Raw genomic sequence first — 19,258 nt, 5'->3', positions numbered from 1 at the left:
GATGCAAGCAGTCAAGAAAAAAGGCGTATTGAACCTGGTCTCGGTGGGCCCCGGTTTCGAAGAGATGATCATCCCGCGCGCCATCGAGGCCTTGCGCGAGAGCGAGGTCATCGTCGCCTACGAGTTGTATCTGCGCTGGATCGCTGCCCATATCGAGGGCAAGGAAATCCACACCCCGCCGCTGACGCAAGAGCGCGAGCGCGCCTTGCTGGCCATCGAACAGGCCCGCGCCGGGCGCCGCGTGGCGCTCATCTCCAGCGGCGACATCGGCATCTATGCCATGGCCGCGCTGGCCTTCGACGATATGCGCGAGGACGATACCTTTGATGTCAACATCATCCCCGGCGTGACCTCGGCCAATGCCTGCGCCTCGCTGCTGGGCTCGCCGCTGTCGCATGACTTCGCCACGCTGTCGCTGTCCAATCTGCTGTGCCCGTGGTCGTGGATCGAGCAGCGCGCCAGCCACATCGCCCAGGCCGACCTGGCCTGCGTGCTCTACAACGTGCAAAGCGCCGGACGTCAGGAGGGTGTCTATCGCATCCTGCAACTGATGCTGCAGCACAAGGCTCCTCATACCCTGTGCGGCGTGGTGCGCAATGCCTATCGTCCCGGCCAGCAGGTCGCCATCCATAGGCTGGATGAATTGCCGGGCTTGCAGTTCGACATGCTGACTTCGATTGTCATCGGCAACCGCTTCACCCAGCGCAAGCGCGACTGGATCTTCACGCCCCGTGGTTACAACGACTGGAGCGAGGAGGCGCAGGCGCCGGCCGTGGCGCAGTTGCCGCAGCAGGCGGTATGGGTGTTCGCCGGCACCAGTGACGGCAATGCCCTGGCCGCCGAGCTGGCCGGGCAGGGCAGGCGCGTGGTGGTGTCCACCGCCACCGATTATGGTGGTGAACTGGCGCGCGATGATTGTCCGGGCGCCGTGGTCTGGTCCGGCCGTCAAGGCGTGGAAGCGCGCCGCCAGGCGTTGCGCGACAGCCAGGCCTGGGTGCTGGTGGATGCCACCCATCCGTTTGCGGTGCAGATGTCGCAGCAGTTGATGAGGCTCTCGCAGGAACTGGGCATTGCCTACCTGCGCTACGAACGTCCGGGCGAGCTGGCCGCGGACGATCCCCACAGTTGCGCCGACATGCAAGAGGCCGCCGGCAAGGCTATCGCCATGGGGCGCCGCATTTTCCTGGCCACCGGCTCCAAGGATCTGGCCAGCTTCCTGCACGCCCCCGGCGCGCCGGCGCGCCAGTGGTTCGCCCGCGTCACCGCCGACCCCGATTTCATCGGCCGCGCGCTGGAGCTGGGCTTGCCGCGCGCTCACCTGTGCGCCATGCAGGGACCGTTCTCGCAAGGGTTCAATGAAGCCTTGTGGCGCGACTGGGGTATCGATTGCGTGGTCACCAAGGATTCGGGGGAGGCCGGCGGCTATCGGGCCAAGCTTGAGGCGGCCCGCGCGCTGGGCATCCCGTTGCTGACGGTGCGTCGTCCACCGCTGGATTATCCGCGAGTGGCGCATGACTTCGCGGATGTTCATGCGCAACTGGCGGCGCTGAGCGGAGCCTGAGCATGGCGCTTCTCAACCCGGACCTGGCGTCCGCTTTGCCTTCGGTATTGCCTCCCGCATTGCCTCCGATCCCGGTCACCGTAGTCACCGGTTTCCTCGGTGCGGGCAAGACCACCCTGCTGCGCGGCCTGGTGCAGCGTCGCCAATCGCGCCGGCTGGCCTTGTTGATCAATGAGTTCGGCGAAGTCGCCATCGATGGCGAGCTGCTGCGCGCCGAGGGCGATGCCCAGGGCCAGGTGCAGATCCAGGATTTCGCCCATGGCTTGATCGCCTATGGTGATGATGAACATTTCGTCCCGGCCATGCTGGCCCTGGCGGCGCGGCGGGCGCAGATCGATCATGTACTGATCGAAACTTCCGGCTTGGCCTTGCCCAGCGCGGTGATGGAAGTGCTGCAATCGCCCGAACTGGCCCCGCATTTCGTGCTCGATGCCACCCTGGCCGTGGTCGATACCCCGCTGTTGCTGGAAGACGCCTTCGCCAGTGGCAATGCCGCCGCCGATGCCACCGCCCAGCTATTCCGCCAGCAACTGGAATGCGCCGACGTGGTGGTCTTGAACAAGATCGATGGCATGGAAGAAGCGCCGCTGTTGCAGGCCGAACATACCGTGCGCGCGCTGGCACCCAATGTGCGCTTCCTGGAACTGGCCTACGACGCCCGGCTGGACATCCGCCTGGCCCTGGGCCTGCGGCTGCACCAGGCGGGCGCGACCGTGCATCATCACTACACGCCGGTGGCCATGCCCGGCGAGCGCGCCACGGTGGCCGCCGACCAGTGGCGCTTCAATGGTCACGCTCATTCCGGGCTGGGGGCGCACAGCCACGGGCTGTCCACCCACAAGCACTTCCACGAACAGGATCCGGGCTGGCAATCCTTCACCCTGCGCAGCGAGCAGCGCCAGGATGGCGACACCTTGCGCCGCGCCGTGGCGGCGGCCGCGCTGGACCAGCCCATTCTGCGCACCAAGGGTTTCATTGTCACGGGCAGCGAGCGGGCGCAACTGCTGCAAGCCGTGCGTGCGCGGGTGGTGGTGGCCGAGGCCCAGGCGGGCAAGTTCGGTACGCAATGCTCGGAACTGGTCTTTATCGGCTACCATCCCAGCCGCGCCCGTGTGGTGCAACTGCTCTCGGCGCTGACGGCGACCGAGTGGAAATGATTATCTGGCAGCATCAGGAAAGAACATCGTGAAAACCGATCCCCAATCGCACAAGCGCATGACCCAGCGCCACAAGGAAGGCTTCGAAAAGAAGAAGGCCGCAGCCCAACTGGAAAAGGGCTTGCTGATCGTCAACACCGGTACCGGCAAGGGCAAGTCCAGCGCTGCCTTCGGCATGGGGATGCGCATCCTCGGCCATGGCATGAAGCTGGGGGTGGTGCAGTTCATCAAGGGCGCGCTCTATAGCGCCGAGCGCGACTTCCTGGGCAGTCACGCCAATTGCGACTTCCACGTGGTGGGCGAGGGCTATACCTGGGATACCCAGGACCGCGCCGCCGACATGCGCACCGCTGCACGCGGCTGGGCCGAGGCAGTGCGCATGATCGGCGACCCCAGCTATGACATGGTGATCCTGGACGAACTCAATATCGTGCTCAAGTACCAGTATCTGGAGCTTGAGGAGGTGTTACGCACCTTTGCCGCCCGGCGTGAGATGCTGCACATCGTGGTGACCGGCCGTCATGCGCCGGAGGCCTTGATCGAACAAGCCGACCTGGTCAGCGAAATGCGGCCCCTCAAGCATCCCTACAAGGAGCAAGGCGTGAAGGCGCAGAAAGGTGTGGAGTTCTGATGTCAGATATCAATTATCGCTGCCCGGCCCTGTTCATTTCGGCCCCGGCTTCCGGTCACGGCAAGACCACCATCACCGCCGCCCTGGCGCGCCTGTACCGGCAGCAGGGCAAGCGGGTGCGGGTCTTCAAGACCGGCCCCGATTTCCTCGATCCGATGGTACTGGAACAGGCCAGCGGCCAGCCGGTGGTCAACCTCGACCTGTGGCTGGCGGGCGAAGACCATTGCCGGCGCCAGGTGGCGCTGGCGGCGGCCGAGTCCGAAGTGCTGCTGGTGGAGGGCGTCATGGGCCTCTACGATGGCGAACCCAGTAGCGCCGACCTGGCGCAGTTGCTGGGCATTCCAGTGGTGGCGGTGATCAATGCACGCGGCATGGGCCAGACCATCGGCGCGCTGGCGCAGGGCCTGCTGGCCTATCGCCCCGAACTGAAGTTTGCCGGCGTGCTGGCCAATGGCGTGGCCAGCCCACGCCATGCGCAGATGCTGCGCCAAGGCTTGCGCAATGCGCGCCCGGCGATGCCGTTGCTGACCGGTCTGCAGCGCGACATGCAGTTCGCCTTGCCGGAGCGCCACCTAGGCCTGGTGGCCGCGCCCGAGGTGGCCGATCTGGAGGCGCGCCTGGATGCTGTGGCCGAGCGCATGTCAGCCACTTCACTGGCCGAGCTGCCGGCGCCGGTCGATTTTGGAGCTCCACCCGCCGAGCGCGTCTTTCCGCGCCTGCTGGAGGGCAAGACCATCGCGGTGGCCCGTGATGTGGCGTTTTCCTTCATCTACACCTCCAACCTCGAGCTGTTGCAGCTGATGGGCGCGCGCCTGGTCTTCTTCTCGCCACTGGCCGACGCGCCCCTGCCCGAGTGCGACGCCGTATGGCTGCCGGGCGGCTATCCCGAACTGCACCTGGCTAGGCTGCAGGCTGCGCAGGTCACGCAGTCCAGCCTGCGCGCCCATGTCGCTGCCGGCAAGGCGCTCTATGCCGAGTGTGGCGGCATGTTGTTCCTGCTCGACACCATCATCGGCATGGACGGTGCCAGTGGTCAGATGTGCGGCGTGCTGCCCGGCCAGGCCTCCGTGCAGCCGCGCCTGCAGGGGCTGGGTTACCAGACCCTGCAACTGAACCTGCCGGGCGCGGTGGGCGAACACCTGCGCTGCCACACCTTCCACTATTCGCGCGCGGTGGTGGGCGCGCAGTTCATGGCACGCGGCGAGCGCCTGTTCGATTCTTCCGAAGGCGAGGTGGTGTATCGCCGCGGCCAGGTCACGGCCAGCTACCTGCACGCCTATTTCCGCTCGGCTCCGCGCACGGTGGCGGCCCTCTTCGGAGGCGCCAGCGCATGAGCCAGCCGGCTTGTCATCGTTATCCGCAGGAACAGATCGAGGCCCTCTATCGCGTCATCCGCGAGCGCCGCGACATGCGTCACTTCCTGCCCGATCCGGTCGATCCAGCCCTGCTGGAGCGGCTCTTGCAGGCCGCGCATGACGGCCCCAGCGTGGGCTTCATGCAACCCTGGCGCTTCATCCGCATCGCCAGCCGCGCTTTGCGCCAGCAGATCCACGCCCTGGTCGAACAGGAACGCATCGCCACCGCCCAGGCTCTGGGCCAGCGCGAGGATGAATTCATGCGCCTGAAGGTGGAGGGCATCCTGGAGTGTGGCGAGCTGCTGGTGGCGGCCTTGATGGATCGCCGCGAAGCGCACGTCTTCGGTCGTCGCACGCTGCCACAGATGGACCTGGCCTCGCTGGCCTGCGCCTTGCAGAACATGTGGCTGGCGGCGCGTGCCGAGGGCTTGGGCATGGGCTGGGTATCGCTGTTCGAGCCGCAGGCGCTGTCGCACTTGCTGCATCTGCCAAGCGGGGCAGAACCGGTAGCGGTGCTGTGCCTGGGCCACGTGCCTGCCTTCTATGACAAACCCATGCTGGAGCAGCAGCAATGGGCGCAGCGCCAGCGCCTGCAAGACCTGGTCTTCCAGGACCGTTGGCCGGCGCAAGGAGAAACGCCGGCATGACCGCCTCCACTCTCGCATCATGCCGCAGCCTGGTTTTCGGCGGCGCTCGCAGCGGCAAGAGCGCCCATGCCGAGCAACTGGCACTGGCCGCCTTGCAGGCCGGCGCCAGCGAGATCGTCTATATCGCCACCGCCAGTGCCCACGCCAGCCGCAGCGACACCGAGATGCAGGCGCGTATCGCCCATCACCAGCAACGTCGCATCGCCCTCGGTGGTCAGTGGCGTAAGGTCGAAGAAGCGCTGGCTCTGGGCGATGCGCTGCGCGCCCATAGCCGCCCCGATAATGTCGTGCTGGTCGATTGCCTCACCGTGTGGCTGGCCAATCTGCTTTTTGCCGATGGCCTCGAATTTCCCGAGGTCGGTCCTATCGAGGCACCGCCCGCCTTCACCCTGCAGCGTGTGTCCTTCTTGCGCGCCTTGCAGGAGGCCGCGGGTACGGTGATTCTGGTGTCCAACGAAGTGGGCATGGGCATCGTGCCGCAGGGCGCCATCTCGCGCTGGTTCGTCGATGAGGCAGGGCGCCTGAACCAGGCCGTGGCCGCCCTCTGCGAGCGGGTGCAATGGGTGGCGGCGGGCCTGCCGCTCACCCTCAAGGGCAGCCCATGTTGAGCGGCCTCTCCTGGCCCTGGCTGGCCGTGCTGATGGCGCTGGGCATGGCGCTGGACCTCCTGTTGGGCGAGGCGCGGCGCTGGCATCCGCTGGTCGGTTTCGGCCACCTGGCCCAGCGTATCGAAGCGCTGCTCAATGCGCGACCGGGGCTGCGTCTGCGTGGGGTGCTGGCGTGGAGCCTGGCGGTGCTGCCCGCAGTACTGCTCACGATCTGGCTGCTGTCATGGCTGCCGTGGTGGTTATCGGCGCTGCTCCATGCGACGCTGCTGTATTTCTGTATAGGCTTGCGCAGCCTGCGCGAACATACGCTGCCCATCGCCCAGGCCCTGGCTACTGGCGAGCTGGAACAGGCGCGTCGTCTGACCTCTTACATCGTCAGCCGTGACACGCGCCAATCCAACGAACAGGAACTGGCCAAGGCCGGGGTCGAATCGCTGCTGGAAAACGGTAACGATGCGGTCTTCGGCACGCTGTTCTGGTTCCTGGTGGCCGGTGGCCCCGGTGCCTTGCTGTTCCGGCTGGCCAATACGCTCGATGCGATGTGGGGTTACCGCACAGAGCGCTTCTTGCAGTTCGGCTGGGCAGCGGCGCGCATCGACGATGTGCTGAACTGGATACCGGCGCGCCTGACCGCCTTGTCCTATGCCTGGCTGGGACAGCGCCAACTGGCCATGCGCTGCTGGCAGCAACAGGCCCCGGCCTGGAGCAGCCCCAATGCCGGCCCGGTGATGGCCGCCGGTGCCGGTGCCCTGGGGCTGGCCCTGGGCGGCCCGGCCATCTATGACGGCGAACTGGAGCAGCGTCCGCCCTTGGGCCTGGGCCAGCCGCCGCAAGGGTCGGACATCCTGCGCGCCTGGCGCCTGGTGGCCATGAACGCGGCCCTGTGGCTGGCGGTGGTCGGTGCCGTGGCCGTGCTGTGCCTGGGAGGCAGCCATGCTTGAACACGGCGGCAACCTCGACGACGCAGCCCGTCATTATGGCCGTGCGCGCAGCCAGTGGCTGGACCTGTCGACCGGCGTCAACCCCCGGCCTTACCCGGCGCCAGCACCTTCGGCCGAGGCCTGGCATCGCCTGCCCGAAACCTCGCACGCCCTGCAACATGCGGCCTGCGACTACTACCTCGCGCCGCATATGCTGGCCGTGGCCGGTACCCAGGCGGCCATCCAGGCGCTACCCCAAGTGCGCCTGCGCCAAGATGGCCGCCCGGCCCAGGTGGTGGTGGCCGCGCCCATCTATGCCGAGCACGCGCATTGCTGGCGGCGTGCTGGTCACCAGGTGCGCGAAGTCAGCTACGCCGACCTGGAAGACGCCGTCAGCACACCCGGCTGCGAAGTGCTGGTGCTGTGCAATCCCAACAATCCCACCGGCGCGCTGGTGGCTCCCGAACACCTGTTGCGCTGGGCCGCGCTGCTGGCCGAGCGCGGTGGCTGGCTGGTGGTCGATGAAGCCTTCGGCGACACCCTGCAGGGCTACAGCGTGGCGCCCTACAGCGAACAGCCGGGTCTGATCGTCTTGCGTTCGGTCGGCAAGTTCTTTGGCCTGGCCGGCTTGCGACTGGGTTTTGTCGGCGCCGCGCCTGCGCTCCTGGCTGCGCTGGCCGACTGGCTGGGACCGTGGACCATCACTGGCCCGGCCCAGCAGATCGGCAGCACGGCCTTGCGCGACTTCGCTTGGCAGCAACAGACCCGGCAACGCTTGTTGAGCGAGGGTGAACGCCTGCATGAACTGCTGGCGCAGCAGGGCATTGCCGCCAGCGGTACGGCCCTGTTCCAGTGGTGGCCGGAGCCACGTGCCGCGGCCTTTCACGATGCCATGGCGCGCGCTGGTATCTGGGTGCGCCTGTTCCGCCAAGGGGCGGGCGGCATCCGCCTCGGGCTGCCCCCGGATGAAGCCGGCTGGAGCCGCTTGCAGGAAGCATTGATGGCATGGAGCCCGCATGGCTGATTTTCCTTTCCATACCCTGATGATCCAGGGCACCACCTCGGACGCCGGCAAGAGCACGCTGGCGGCGGCCCTGTGCCGGCTGTTGAAGAACGATGGCATTGCCGTGGCGCCCTTCAAGCCGCAGAACATGGCCTTGAACAGTGCGGTCACCAGTGACGGCGGCGAGATCGGCCGCGCCCAGGCCTTGCAGGCCCAGGCCGCTGGCATCGCGCCGCACACCGATATGAACCCGGTGTTATTGAAACCCTCCAGCGATACCGGCGCCCAGGTCATCGTGCATGGCAAGGTGCGCGCCGATATGAACGCTCGCGACTACCATCGCTACAAGACCGAAGCCATGCAAGCCGTGCTGCAATCCTATGCACGGCTGCGCGCGCAATATGCCTGCGTGATCGTGGAAGGGGCGGGCAGTCCGGCCGAGATCAACCTGCGCGCACGCGACATCGCCAACATGGGCTTTGCCGAAGCGGTCGATTGTCCCGTCATCATCGTGGCCGACATCGACCGCGGTGGTGTCTTCGCACACCTGACCGGCACCCTCGACTGTCTGTCCGAGAGCGAGCGCGAACGTGTGATCGGCTTCGTCATCAATCGCTTTCGCGGCGACATCAGCCTGCTGCAACCGGGCCTGGACTGGCTGGAGCAGCGCACCGGCAAGCCGGTACTGGCGGTGCTGCCTTACCTGCATGGCCTGCACCTGGATGCCGAGGATGCGGTGGCGGTTACGCAGGAGGTCAAGGGTGATTTCCGCATCGTGGTGCCGGTCTTTCCGCGCATCAGTAACCATACCGACTTCGACGCGCTACGCGCTCATCCCGGAGTGGATCTGCGCTTCATCGGGCCGGGCCAGCCGGTGCCGCCGGCCGACCTCATCATCCTGCCCGGTAGCAAGAACACGCGTGGCGACCTGAGCTGGTTGCGGGAGCACGGTTGGGACGCTGCCATCGACCGCCATCTGCGCTATGGCGGCAAGCTGATCGGCATCTGCGGCGGTTTCCAGATGCTGGGCGAGAGCGTGGATGATCCGCATGGCGTGGAAGGCGTGCCCGGCAGCAGTCCCGGTCTGGGCCTGCTGTCCATGCGTACCGCGCTCACCCGCGAAAAACGGCTCTTGCAGGTCAGCGGCCATTGCGCCTTCGGCGACACGGCCGCGCCGGTGCGTGGCTACGAGATTCATATGGGCGTGTCATCCGGCGCGGCGCTGCAGCGGCCGGCCTTCGTCATCGAGGGGCGTGGCGAGGGGGGGCAATCGGCCGATGGGCAGATTCTGGGCAGCTACCTGCATGGCATGTTCGACACGCCGCAGGCTGTTGCCGCACTGCTGGCCTGGGCGGGGCTGGCAGGCGTGGAGGCGGTGGATCTGGATACGTTGCGCGAAGCCAGTCTGGAGCGTCTGGCGCAATCCTGCCGGCCTTTGTATGAGGCGCTGCAGGGCCTGCCCACGCGCTTTGGTCGGACCTGATGCGCGGTGGCACCAACGAAAATCCCGGCTTTGCGGGCCGGGATGCGGTTGGGGAAGTATCTGATGAAAATCAGGCCAATGCTTCCTTGGCAGCTTCTTCCGGGGTAAGTCCATCGTAGTAGAGGTCGGTGAACCATTCGACCTGTTCTTCGATGTGCTCCTGTGCCTGCTCCAGCGTGGCGCCGCCCTTGACCAGGAATTGCTCGACTTCGGTACACCATTGGATCAGGGCTTCGGTTTCCGGATCCAGTTTCTCTTTCTTGGCCATGATGCCTCCTTGCTTCGGTGATGATGGGCGTGAGTGCCCTGTGCAAGGATAGGGGAAGCCAGCGAGCATGGGGGAATTTTCTTCGCCGTACGCGCCGGCCTTCTCAGCAGGAGTGCCATTAAGCTCAGCAAATCTTGAGGGAATAATGAGGAAAATGTTGAATTGCTGTAAGCGCTGTGCGACCAATGGTAAAAAACTTGCCTCGCCCCATATTGAGGCTCCACACTAGCGACCGTTCACATTCTTCCAGGATTGCGCTTTGGGGCGTGACCAACGGATCTCACCTGCGCTCTTGCTGACCCTAGTCGCAACACCGCGATGGCGCTGGCCGGGGCGAGCGGCCACTGGCACCCCCGGATGGAATGTGAAACGGCCGCAGGCCAGGGAAGACATTCTTCCTTTCATATCGTCCGTCCGTTCAGCCATGCCGCTCCCAAGCGGACAGCCAGTGATGACGGGCGAATTCGACTGACCAGAACCCATCCAATTCCAGGCCGCCTACACATGACTGCCCAATCTTCTGTTCCGCCGGTCCGCCGCCCTCTGCGCTGGCTTCTTGTCCTCGTTGTGCTGTTGCTGCTCATCGCTGTGGGCTGGTTCCTGTCCCACAAGATGGGGCGCCGACCTTTCCCCAACATGGATATGCCGACCCCGGTGCAGGCCGGCGCAGCTACGACCGGGGATGTGCCGGTGACCCTGACCGCCCTGGGGACGGTCACTGCCAACGCCAGCGTGACCGTGACCAGCCGTATCGACGGGCACCTGCAAGCGGTCTACTTTACCGAGGGGCAATACGTGCAGAAGGGCCAACTGCTGGCGCAGCTCGATACCCGTGCCTACCAGGCTGAAGTGGTCCAGTACCAGGGCACTCTGGCGCAGAGCCAGGCGCAACTGGTCAGCGCCAGGCAGACCCTGGATCGTTATGAGCGGCTGTTTGCCAAGGATTCGCTGGCACGTCAGGATCTGGATACCCAGCGCTCCACCGTACTGCAATACCAAGGGGCCGTGCAGGCCGCCCAGGGCCAGATCCAGGCCGCCCAGCTCAATATCCAGTACGGCCGCATCACCGCGCCGGTGAGCGGCTATGTCGGCCTGCGTCTGGTCGATCCGGGCAACGTGGTCCACGCTAGCGATACCACCGGCATCGTCACCATCACCCAGACCCATCCCATCGCGGTGAAATTCAGTATTCCCCAGGCCAGCCTGAAGTCGGTTCTGGGGCCGTTGCGCCAGGGTCAGACCTTGCCGGTGCAGGCATTGGAGCAGCAGGGCACGCAGAGCATCGCCAGCGGCAAGCTGATGTTCGTCAGCAATGAAGTCGATACCACCACGGGCAGCGTGCAGCTCAAGGCCCTGTTCGATAACAATGATGACGCGCTCTATCCCAACCAGTTCGTCAACGTGCGTCTGCAGGTGGACACTCTCAAGCAGGCTATTCTGGTGCCCGCGTCCTCGGTGCAGCAGAGCGATTCGGGCAAGTACGTGTTCGTGGTCAACGCCGACAATACCGTGCGGCGCCAGGTGGTGAGCACCGGCCCCGTGACCGATGACGGTCGCATCGTCATCAGCAGCGGCGTCAAGGCAGGCGACCAGGTGGTCACGCAAGGCATCGATTCGCTCACCAACGGCAGCAAGGTCAAGCTGGTCAAGGCCCGGCAGGTCGATGCCAGCGAGCTGGAGAACGCGCCTCAACACCGCATGCACATGGGTCCGCCGGGACGTTGAAGCGATGAATCCATCCAGTCTCTTTATCCGGCGGCCGGTTGCCACGCTGCTGCTGATGATCGCGGTGGTGCTGTCGGGGATGTTTGCTTACCGTACGCTGTCGATTTCGGCGCTGCCGCAGGTGGACTATCCCACCATCCAGGTCACTACGCTCTATCCGGGTGCCGGCCCGGAAGTGATGACTACTGCCGTGACGGCGCCGCTGGAGCGGCAGCTCGGCCAGATGGCCGGGCTGGCCCAGATGTATTCCACCAGTGCCGGTGGCGCTTCGGTCATTACGCTCAAGTTCAATCTCGCACTGTCGCTGGACGTGGCCGAGCAGGAAGTGCAGGCCGCCATCAATGCGGCCAATGCGCTGCTGCCCTCGGGCTTGCCCAACCCGCCCACCTATAAAAAGGTCAACCCGGCCGATACCGCCGTGCTGACGCTGGCGGCTACCTCCGAGTCGCTACCGCTGACCCAGGTGCAGGATCTGGTCAATACCCGCATCGCCTTGAAGTTGTCGCAGGTCTCCGGCGTGGGCCTGGTGACCCTGGCCGGTGGCCAGCAGCTGGCCATTCGCGTGCGGGCCAATCCGACCGCGCTGGCGGCGCACGGCCTGACGCTGGAAAACCTCTACAACGTCATCAACAACGGCAACGTCAACGGTTCCAAGGGCGGCTTCGATGGTCCCGCCCATTCGGTGACCATCGATGCCAATGACCAGCTGCGCAGTGCCGAGGAATACGGCAATCTGGTGGTGGCTTACCAGAACGGGCAGGCCCTGTTCCTGCGCGACGTGGCCAGCATCGACCAGGCCCCGGAAAACATCTACCAGGCTGCCTGGGCCGGCAACAAGCCGGCCATCGTCATCAATATCCAGCGCCAGCCGGGCGCCAACGTGGTCCAGGTGGTCGATAGCATCAAGGCCTTGCTGCCCTCGCTACAACAGAGTCTGCCCGGCGCGGTGAAGCTGGAGATCCTGAGCGACCGCACCCAGACCATCCGCGCCTCCATTTCCGACGTGCAGTTCGAGCTGATGCTCTCCATTGCGCTGGTGGTGATGGTGTCCTTCCTGTTCCTGCGCACGGTGTCGGCCACGCTCATTCCCAGCGTGGCGGTGCCGCTGTCGCTGGTGGGGACTTTTGGCGTGATGTATCTGGCGGGTTTTTCACTGAACAACCTGACCCTGATGGCGCTGACCATTGCCACCGGCTTCGTCATCGATGATGCCATCGTGGTGGTGGAGAACATCCAGCGCCACCTGGAAAACGGCGACAGTCCCATGGAAGCCGCCTTCAAGGGCTCGCGCGAGATCGGCTTTACCATCATCTCGCTGACGTTCTCGCTCATTGCGGTGCTCATTCCGCTGCTGTTCATGGGCGATGTGGTGGGGCGGCTGTTCCGCGAATTCTCCATTACGCTGGCCGTTTCCATTCTGGTGTCGATGCTGGTGTCGCTCACGCTCACACCGATGCTGTGCGCCTATCTGCTGCGCCACATTCCACCCGAGCAGGAAGGACGCTTTGCCCGCTGGAGCGCCGGCCGTTTCGACCGTCTGTTGCAGGCCTATGAACGCAGCCTGGGCTGGGTGCTGGGACATCAGCGCCTGACACTGCTGGTGGCTGCTGCCAGCCTGGTGTTGACGGCACTGCTGTATATGGCCGTGCCCAAGGGCTTCTTCCCGACCCAGGATACCGGGCAGCTCCTGGGTGTGACCACGGCGCCGCAAAACGTCTCGTTTGCGGAAATGTCGCGCCGTCAGCAGGCGCTGGCTGCGGTCATCCAGCAGGACCCTGCGGTCAAGTCGATCTCCTCGGTGGTGGGGGTGGACGGCGCCAACAATACCTCGCTCTCCAATGGCCGTCTGCAGATCGAACTGAAGTCCTTCGATGAGCGTAGCGACAGGGCGCCGGTCATCATCGAGCGCCTGCGCGCGGCTGCGGCACAAGTGCCGGGTATCAAGCTCTATCTGACCGCCAGCCAGGACCTGAGCGTGGATGATCAGGTCACGCCGAGCCAATATCAGCTCACCCTGTCCACGCCGACCCAATCCGATCTGGAGGCCTGGGCCCCGCGCCTGGTGGCGGCACTGGCCAAGCATCCCGAATTGCGCGACATCACCAGCAATCTGCAGAACAGCAGTCCGGTGGCCTATGTCGACATGAACCGCATGGCGCTGGCCCGCTATGGCCTCACTGCCACCGACGTCGATACGGCCTTGTATAACGCCTATGGGCAGCGGCTGGTCTCGACCATCTTCACCCAGGCCAACCAGTATCGCGTGGTGCTGGAAGTGGCACCGCAATTCCGCCAGGATGTGTCGGCCTTCGATCAGCTGTACCTGGCCGATGCCAACAGCACGTCGAGCAGTTCCAGCAGTACCTCCAGCTCCAGTTCCAGCAGCAGCTCCAGCAGTTCCAGTAGTTCGAGCAGCGCCAGCAGCACCTCCAGCAGTACATCGACGTCGAGCAGTACCACGCTCACGCCGATGGTGCCACTGCGCAACGTGGCGCGTATCCAGGAGCGGGTGGGCTACCAGAGCCGTTCGCGTCTGAACCAGACGCCGGCCGTGACTCTTTCCTTCAATCTGGGCAAGGGCTATTCGCTGGAGCAGGCGCGGGCAGCGGTGAGCGAGGCAGTGCAGGAGATCGGCCTGCCAGACACCATCAGCCTGCGCTACCAGGGTGCCGCACAGGCGTTTGCGTCGGCCACCTCCAATACCTTGTGGCTGATCCTGGCGGCGGTGATCACGATGTACATCGTGCTGGGCGTGCTCTATGAGAGTTTCATCCATCCGGTGACGGTGCTGTCGACCCTGCCATCGGCGGCCATCGGTGCCTTGCTGGCGCTGTTGCTGACCGGCTCGGACTTCAGTCTCATCGCCTTGATCGGGGTGATCCTGTTGATCGGCATCGTCAAGAAGAACGCCATCATGATGATCGACTTCGCCCTGCAGGCGCAGAAGGAAGGCAAGAGCGCCTTCGATGCGATCCAGCAGGCCTGCGTCATGCGCTTCCGTCCCATCATGATGACCACCATGGCCGCGCTGCTGGGCGCAGTGCCGCTGATGTTGGCGACCGGCTCCGGTGCCGAGCTGCGGCGTCCGCTGGGGCTGGTGATCGTGGGCGGGCTCTTGTTGAGCCAGTTGCTCACGCTCTTCACCACGCCGGTGATCTATCTGTTCTTTGACCGGGCAAGCGTCGCCGTCAAACGCCGCTGGGCCGCCCGTGCGTCCAGTCTGGGTGAGTCCGCATGAACCTGTCGCGTCCTTTCATCCTGCGCCCGGTTGCCACGCTGCTGCTGAGCCTGGCGCTGACCTTGCTGGGCGCGCTGGCGTACCGGATGCTGCCGGTGGCACCGTTGCCGCAGGTGGATTTTCCGACCATCATGGTCACCGCCAGCCTGGCCGGCGCCAGCCCGGAAACCATGGCCGCGACCATTGCCGCGCCGCTGGAGCGGGCCATGGGGCAGATCGCCGGTATCACCGAAATGACCTCCAGCAGTTCGCAGGGCTCTACCAACGTGATCGTCCAGTTCGACCTGGAGCGCGATATCGATGGTGCTGCCCGCGATGTGCAGGCTGCCATCAATGCGGCGCGCAGCCTTCTGCCCAGCAGCTTGAAGACCTTGCCCACCTACCGCAAGGCCAATCCGGCCGATGCGCCCATCCTGCTGCTGGCCTTGACTTCCAAGACGGTGGACAAGGGCAAGCTCTACGACCTGGCCTCCAGCAAATTGCAGCAGACCATTGCCCAGGTGCAGGGGGTAGGGCAGGTCTCGCTCATGGGTAGCGCTTTGCCTGCGGTGCGCATTGAATTGCAGCCGCAACAGCTGAGCCACTACGGGATTTCGCTGGATACGGTGCGCCAGGTCGTGGCCAATGCGACCACCAACCTGCCCAAGGGCGAACTGCAAGGCGAGGGCCTGCACTGGTGGGTGGATGCCAACGGCCAACTGACCAAGGCCAGCGACTACACCAACCTGGTGGTGAGCTACCAGAACGGCGCTGCGGTCAAACTCTCCGACGTGGCCCGGGTCTATGACTCGGTGCAGGACCAGTACGTGGCGGGCTACTTCAACGACTCGCCTTCGGTGATGATGGGTATTACGCGCTCCTCCGGTGCCAACATGTTGGCCACCATCGATGCCATCAAGGCGCAGCTGCCGATCATGCAGAAGATGCTGCCCAAGGAAGTGCAGCTCAGTCTGGCGATGGACCGCTCGCCCTCGATCCGCGGCTCCCTGCGCGAAACCGAACTGACCTTGCTGATCTCGACGCTGCTGGTCATTGCCGTGGTCTTCCTGTTCCTGCGCAATGCACGGGCGGTGCTCATTCCTGCGGTGGCCTTGCCGATTTCGCTCATCGGCACCTGTGCGGCCATGTATCTGCTTGGATACAGCCTGGATACCCTGTCGTTGATGGCGCTGATCATCGCCACCGGCTTCGTGGTGGATGATGCCGTCGTGGTGCTGGAAAACATCAGCCGCCATCTGGAAGAGGGTGCGCCGCCGCTGAAGGCGGCGTTGGATGGCAGCAAGGAAGTCGGTTTTACGGTGCTGTCGATGACGGCTTCGCTCATTGCGGTGTTTCTGCCTATCCTGCTCATGGGCAGCATCGTGGGCCGCCTGTTCCGCGAGTTCGCCGTCACCCTGTCGGTGTCGCTGGTTCTGTCGATGATCGTCTCGCTGACCCTGACGCCGATGCTGTGCTCGCGCCTGCTGCGCGCGCACAAGCATGATGCGTCGGGCGCACCGGTGCAGCCCAATGTATTTTATCGGGCCATCGAGCGCGTCCTCAATGCCGTATCAGATGGCTATGCCAGCAGCCTGGAATGGGTCATGCGCCACAAGCGCCTGACCTTGCTGAGCCTGGTGCTGACGGTGGCATTGAATCTGTTTCTCTTCACCGCCGTGCAAAAGGGCTTCTTCCCTGACCAGGATACCGGCATGCTGATGGGCCAGATGCGGGCCGACCAGGCCGCGTCCTTCCAGTCGGTGCATCCGCAGTTGCTGGCCTTCAGCCGCTTGATCCAGAGCGACCCGGACGTGGCTTCGGTCATGGCCTCCACCGGGGGCGGGGCGTTTGGTTCGCGCAATACGGCCAATTTCTTCGTCAGCCTCAAGGACAGCAGCCAGCGCAAATCCACCGCCACCGAGATCGCCAACCGCCTCACGCGCAAGGCCAGCGGTGTGCCAGGTGCTTCACTGTTCCTGATGGCCGGGCAGGATCTGCGCATGGGCGGACGCAGCGCCAATGCCACCTACCAGTACAGCCTGCAATCGGATTCGCTGGATACGCTGCGGGAGTGGTCGCCGAAAGTCTATGCGGTGCTGCGTAAGCTGCCGGAACTGACCAGCGTGGACACCGATGCGCAAAGCGGCGGCCAGGCCGTCAAGCTGGTGATCGACCGCATCGCGGCGCGCCGGCTGGGGCTGGAAATGACGAACATTGATGATTTTCTCAATAATGCTTTCAGCCAGCGCCAGGTCGCCACGCAATACCAGGCGCTGAACCAGTACTACACCATTCTTGGCTTGGCGCCCCAATACACCCAGGATCCCGAGGTACTGAAGCAGTTGTTCGTGCTCAATAGCGCCGGCAACGCGGTGCCGCTGTCGGCCTTCGCACGCCTGCAAAGCGCCAGTGCGCCGCTGGCGGTGGCGCACCAGAACCAGAGCGCCACTACCACCATCGCCTTCAACCTGGCCGATGGCGTTTCTCTGCAACAGGCCAAGGCGGCCATCGATGCGGCCGTCATCAGCCTGGGCCTGCCCGGTAGCATCCATGGCGGCATGCAAGGCACGGCGCAAGCCTTCGTGGCCATGGCCAGCGCCATGCCCTGGCTGATCCTGGCGGCGCTGCTGGCGGTCTATATCGTGCTGGGGATGCTCTACGAGAGCTGGATCCATCCCATCACGATCCTCTCCACTTTGCCCTCGGCCGGCGTGGGCGCGTTGCTGCTGCTGTTGGCGACCCATACGCAATTTACGGTGATTGCATTGATCGGCGTGCTGCTCCTGATTGGCATCGTCAAGAAGAACGCCATCCTGATGGTGGACTTCGCTCTGCACGTCGAGCGCCAGCACGACTGGGCAGCGGAGCGCGCCATCTTGGAAGCCTGCCGCATGCGTCTGCGTCCTATCCTGATGACCACCATGGCGGCCTTCTTCGGGGCCTTGCCGATGGTGTTGCAAACCGGTGGCGACGCCGCGCTGCGCCGTCCGCTGGGCCTGACCATCTGCGGCGGCCTGGCCCTGAGCCAGCTTCTGACCCTCTATACCACGCCCGTGGTCTATGTCTACATGGACCGCATGGGCAGCGCGGCCAAGCGCTTATGGCGCCGTCGCCGGCCGCGTTCGTCCGTCCCTGCAAGCGAGAATTGATCACTATGCCTTCTTTGACTCCATCACTGCGCCTGCGTCCCATGGCCATGGCTTGCTTGCTTACGCTGCTGGCCGGTTGCGCCGTGGGTCCAGACTATCATCGTCCCACCGTGGATATGCCCATCGCCTACAAGGAGGCCACCGGCTGGAAACAGGCTGCACCGTCCGATGACCAGCCGCGTCGCGCCTGGTGGCAAGCCTTCGGGGACGAACAGCTCGATGCCCTGATGCGCCAGGTGGAGATTTCCAACCAGAACGTGGCGCAATACGCGGCCCAGTATGCCCAGGCCCAGGCGGTCGTGCGCCAGGCCGATGCCAGCTTCTTTCCCACCGTCACGGCCACGGCCAGCGGCACGCGCAGCGGCAATGCGTCTGGCACCACGAGCAGCAAGACCACTACCAGCACCGCCAGCACTACCCGTAGCGGCGTGAGCAATGAGGTCTCGGCCTCGGGCAGCCTGAGCTGGGAGTTGGATCTGTGGGGCAAGCTGCGCCGCACCCGTGAAGAAGACGTGGCCAGCGCCCAGGCCAGCCAGGCCGATCTGGCCAATGCATTGCTGAGCGCGCAATCCAGTCTGGCGCAGGATTACTTCTCGCTGCGCATTCTGGATGAGCGCATCGCCCTGTATGAAAAAACGGTGGCGGCCTATACCCGCTATGCCAGCATCGTCGAGAACCAGTACACCGAGGCCCAGTCCTCGCGCGCGGACGTGGCGCAGGCACGCAACCAGCTGGAGTCGGCCAAGGCCTCCATGCATGATCTGGCCTGGCAGCGTGCGCAGTACGAGCACGCCATCGCGATCCTGCTGGGCAAGGCGCCGGCGGCGTTTTCGCTGCCGGCCGTTATCGGCGGCCCGATGCAGGTGCCGGTCACGCCCGTGGGGCTGGCCTCCACGCTGCTGGAGCGGCGCCCCGACATCGCCTCATCCGAACGCAGCATGGCCAAGGCCAATGCAGCCATCGGGGTGGCCATCGCCGCCTATTATCCTGACCTGACGCTCTCGGCCAGTGCCGGCTTCCAGAACAGCAGCGCCAGCAAGCTCTTCACGGCGCCGTATCGCTTCTGGTCGCTCGGTCCCTCGTTCAGCCAGACGCTCTTTGATGGCGGTTCCATCAAGGCCCAGGTTGAGCAAGCCCGCGCTAGCTACGATGCGGCCGTGGCCAGCTATCGCCAGACGGTGCTGACGGCCCTGGGGCAGGTGGAAGATTATCTGGCCAAGATGCGCATCATGGAGTCCGAAATACAGGCCCAGCAGGCGGCCACGGATGCGGCCATCGTGTCGGCCCGGGTGACCCGCGATCAATACGAGGCCGGCAAGATCAACTACCTGGACGTGGCCACCACCGAGGCCACCAGCCTCTCCGCACAGCAAAGCCTGTGGGAACTCAAGGGCACGCAGTTGACCACCAGCGTGCAATTGATCGTCGCCCTGGGAGGCGGTTGGCATGCCGATGACGGTGAGGCTTCTTCCGCAGCCCATCAGGCCGACAAGACACCGGCCAATTGATGGCAGGGCGGCCAAGGTGCCGCCCT

14 protein-coding genes are annotated in these 19,258 nt (G+C 64.8%); 13 read left to right on the top strand and 1 reads right to left on the bottom strand.

What is annotated here, in order from left to right; translation table 11 throughout:
- Nucleotide 1: 1 nt before the first annotated feature.
- The 9 genes from cobJ to RC54_RS14625 are packed head-to-tail and all read left to right on the top strand — an operon-like array spanning nucleotide 2 to nucleotide 9,365.
- Nucleotides 2-1,561, top strand: coding sequence for a precorrin-3B C(17)-methyltransferase (gene cobJ / locus RC54_RS14665; protein WP_061789536.1), 1,560 nt, complete (start codon nucleotides 2-4; stop codon nucleotides 1,559-1,561).
- 2 nt (nucleotides 1,562-1,563) lie between these two features.
- The gene (locus RC54_RS14660; protein WP_058895842.1) at nucleotides 1,564-2,718 is read left to right on the top strand and encodes a CobW family GTP-binding protein; all 1,155 of its coding nucleotides are present in this window, start codon (nucleotides 1,564-1,566) and stop codon (nucleotides 2,716-2,718) included.
- Between the two features lie 28 nt (nucleotides 2,719-2,746).
- Nucleotides 2,747-3,349, top strand: coding sequence for a cob(I)yrinic acid a,c-diamide adenosyltransferase (cobO, locus tag RC54_RS14655; RefSeq protein ID WP_017450330.1), 603 nt, complete (start codon nucleotides 2,747-2,749; stop codon nucleotides 3,347-3,349).
- Complete coding sequence (locus RC54_RS14650) at nucleotides 3,349-4,683, top strand: cobyrinic acid a,c-diamide synthase CobB (protein ID WP_061789537.1); 1,335 nt, start codon at nucleotides 3,349-3,351, stop codon at nucleotides 4,681-4,683. Before cobO ends, RC54_RS14650 begins: the two co-directional genes overlap by 1 nt.
- A complete protein-coding gene (gene bluB, locus RC54_RS14645) occupies nucleotides 4,680-5,351 on the top strand; it encodes a 5,6-dimethylbenzimidazole synthase (protein WP_061789538.1) in 672 nt (223 codons plus the stop codon). The genes RC54_RS14650 and bluB overlap by 4 nt, the downstream gene beginning before the upstream one ends.
- Nucleotides 5,348-5,959, top strand: coding sequence for a bifunctional adenosylcobinamide kinase/adenosylcobinamide-phosphate guanylyltransferase (gene cobU, locus RC54_RS14640; protein WP_061789539.1), 612 nt, complete (start codon nucleotides 5,348-5,350; stop codon nucleotides 5,957-5,959). The genes bluB and cobU overlap by 4 nt, the downstream gene beginning before the upstream one ends.
- Nucleotides 5,953-6,900, top strand: a complete 948-nt coding sequence (cbiB, locus tag RC54_RS14635; RefSeq protein WP_061789540.1) for an adenosylcobinamide-phosphate synthase CbiB — start codon at nucleotides 5,953-5,955, stop codon at nucleotides 6,898-6,900. Before cobU ends, cbiB begins: the two co-directional genes overlap by 7 nt.
- Nucleotides 6,893-7,903: a threonine-phosphate decarboxylase CobD gene (gene cobD / locus RC54_RS14630; protein ID WP_061789541.1), complete on the top strand. Its 1,011-nt coding sequence runs from the start codon at nucleotides 6,893-6,895 to the stop codon at nucleotides 7,901-7,903. The genes cbiB and cobD overlap by 8 nt, the downstream gene beginning before the upstream one ends.
- Entirely contained in the window at nucleotides 7,896-9,365 is a 1,470-nt protein-coding gene (locus RC54_RS14625) for a cobyric acid synthase (RefSeq protein WP_058895837.1), read from the top strand. The genes cobD and RC54_RS14625 overlap by 8 nt, the downstream gene beginning before the upstream one ends.
- Before the next feature lie 70 nt (nucleotides 9,366-9,435).
- On the opposite strand, the gene RC54_RS14620 is transcribed toward RC54_RS14625, so the two are convergent.
- On the bottom strand, nucleotides 9,436-9,633 hold the full coding sequence (locus RC54_RS14620; protein WP_058895836.1) for a hypothetical protein: 198 nt from the start codon (nucleotides 9,631-9,633) through the stop codon (nucleotides 9,436-9,438).
- A 573-nt stretch (nucleotides 9,634-10,206) separates the two neighbouring features.
- Here RC54_RS14620 and RC54_RS14615 point away from each other — a divergent pair.
- From RC54_RS14615 to RC54_RS14600, 4 genes are read left to right on the top strand one after another with little or no spacing between them, the layout of a single operon-like run.
- A complete protein-coding gene (locus RC54_RS14615; protein WP_197416621.1) occupies nucleotides 10,207-11,358 on the top strand; it encodes an efflux RND transporter periplasmic adaptor subunit in 1,152 nt (383 codons plus the stop codon).
- A gap of 4 nt (nucleotides 11,359-11,362) precedes the next feature.
- The gene (locus RC54_RS14610) at nucleotides 11,363-14,596 is read left to right on the top strand and encodes an efflux RND transporter permease subunit (RefSeq protein ID WP_061789542.1); all 3,234 of its coding nucleotides are present in this window, start codon (nucleotides 11,363-11,365) and stop codon (nucleotides 14,594-14,596) included.
- Nucleotides 14,593-17,724, top strand: coding sequence for an efflux RND transporter permease subunit (locus RC54_RS14605; RefSeq protein WP_061789543.1), 3,132 nt, complete (start codon nucleotides 14,593-14,595; stop codon nucleotides 17,722-17,724). The genes RC54_RS14610 and RC54_RS14605 overlap by 4 nt, the downstream gene beginning before the upstream one ends.
- 5 nt (nucleotides 17,725-17,729) lie before the next feature.
- Nucleotides 17,730-19,232 carry an efflux transporter outer membrane subunit gene (locus RC54_RS14600; RefSeq protein WP_123020502.1) on the top strand — a complete coding sequence of 501 codons (1,503 nt, stop codon included), beginning with the start codon at nucleotides 17,730-17,732 and terminating at the stop codon, nucleotides 19,230-19,232.
- Nucleotides 19,233-19,258 lie beyond the last annotated feature (26 nt).

It is taken from the genome of Herbaspirillum rubrisubalbicans (genome assembly GCF_003719195.1).
Taxonomy (GTDB): domain Bacteria; phylum Pseudomonadota; class Gammaproteobacteria; order Burkholderiales; family Burkholderiaceae_D; genus Herbaspirillum; species Herbaspirillum rubrisubalbicans.
The sequence above is the reverse complement of the archived record's forward strand: the minus strand, read 5'-3'. Positions and strand labels throughout refer to the sequence as shown.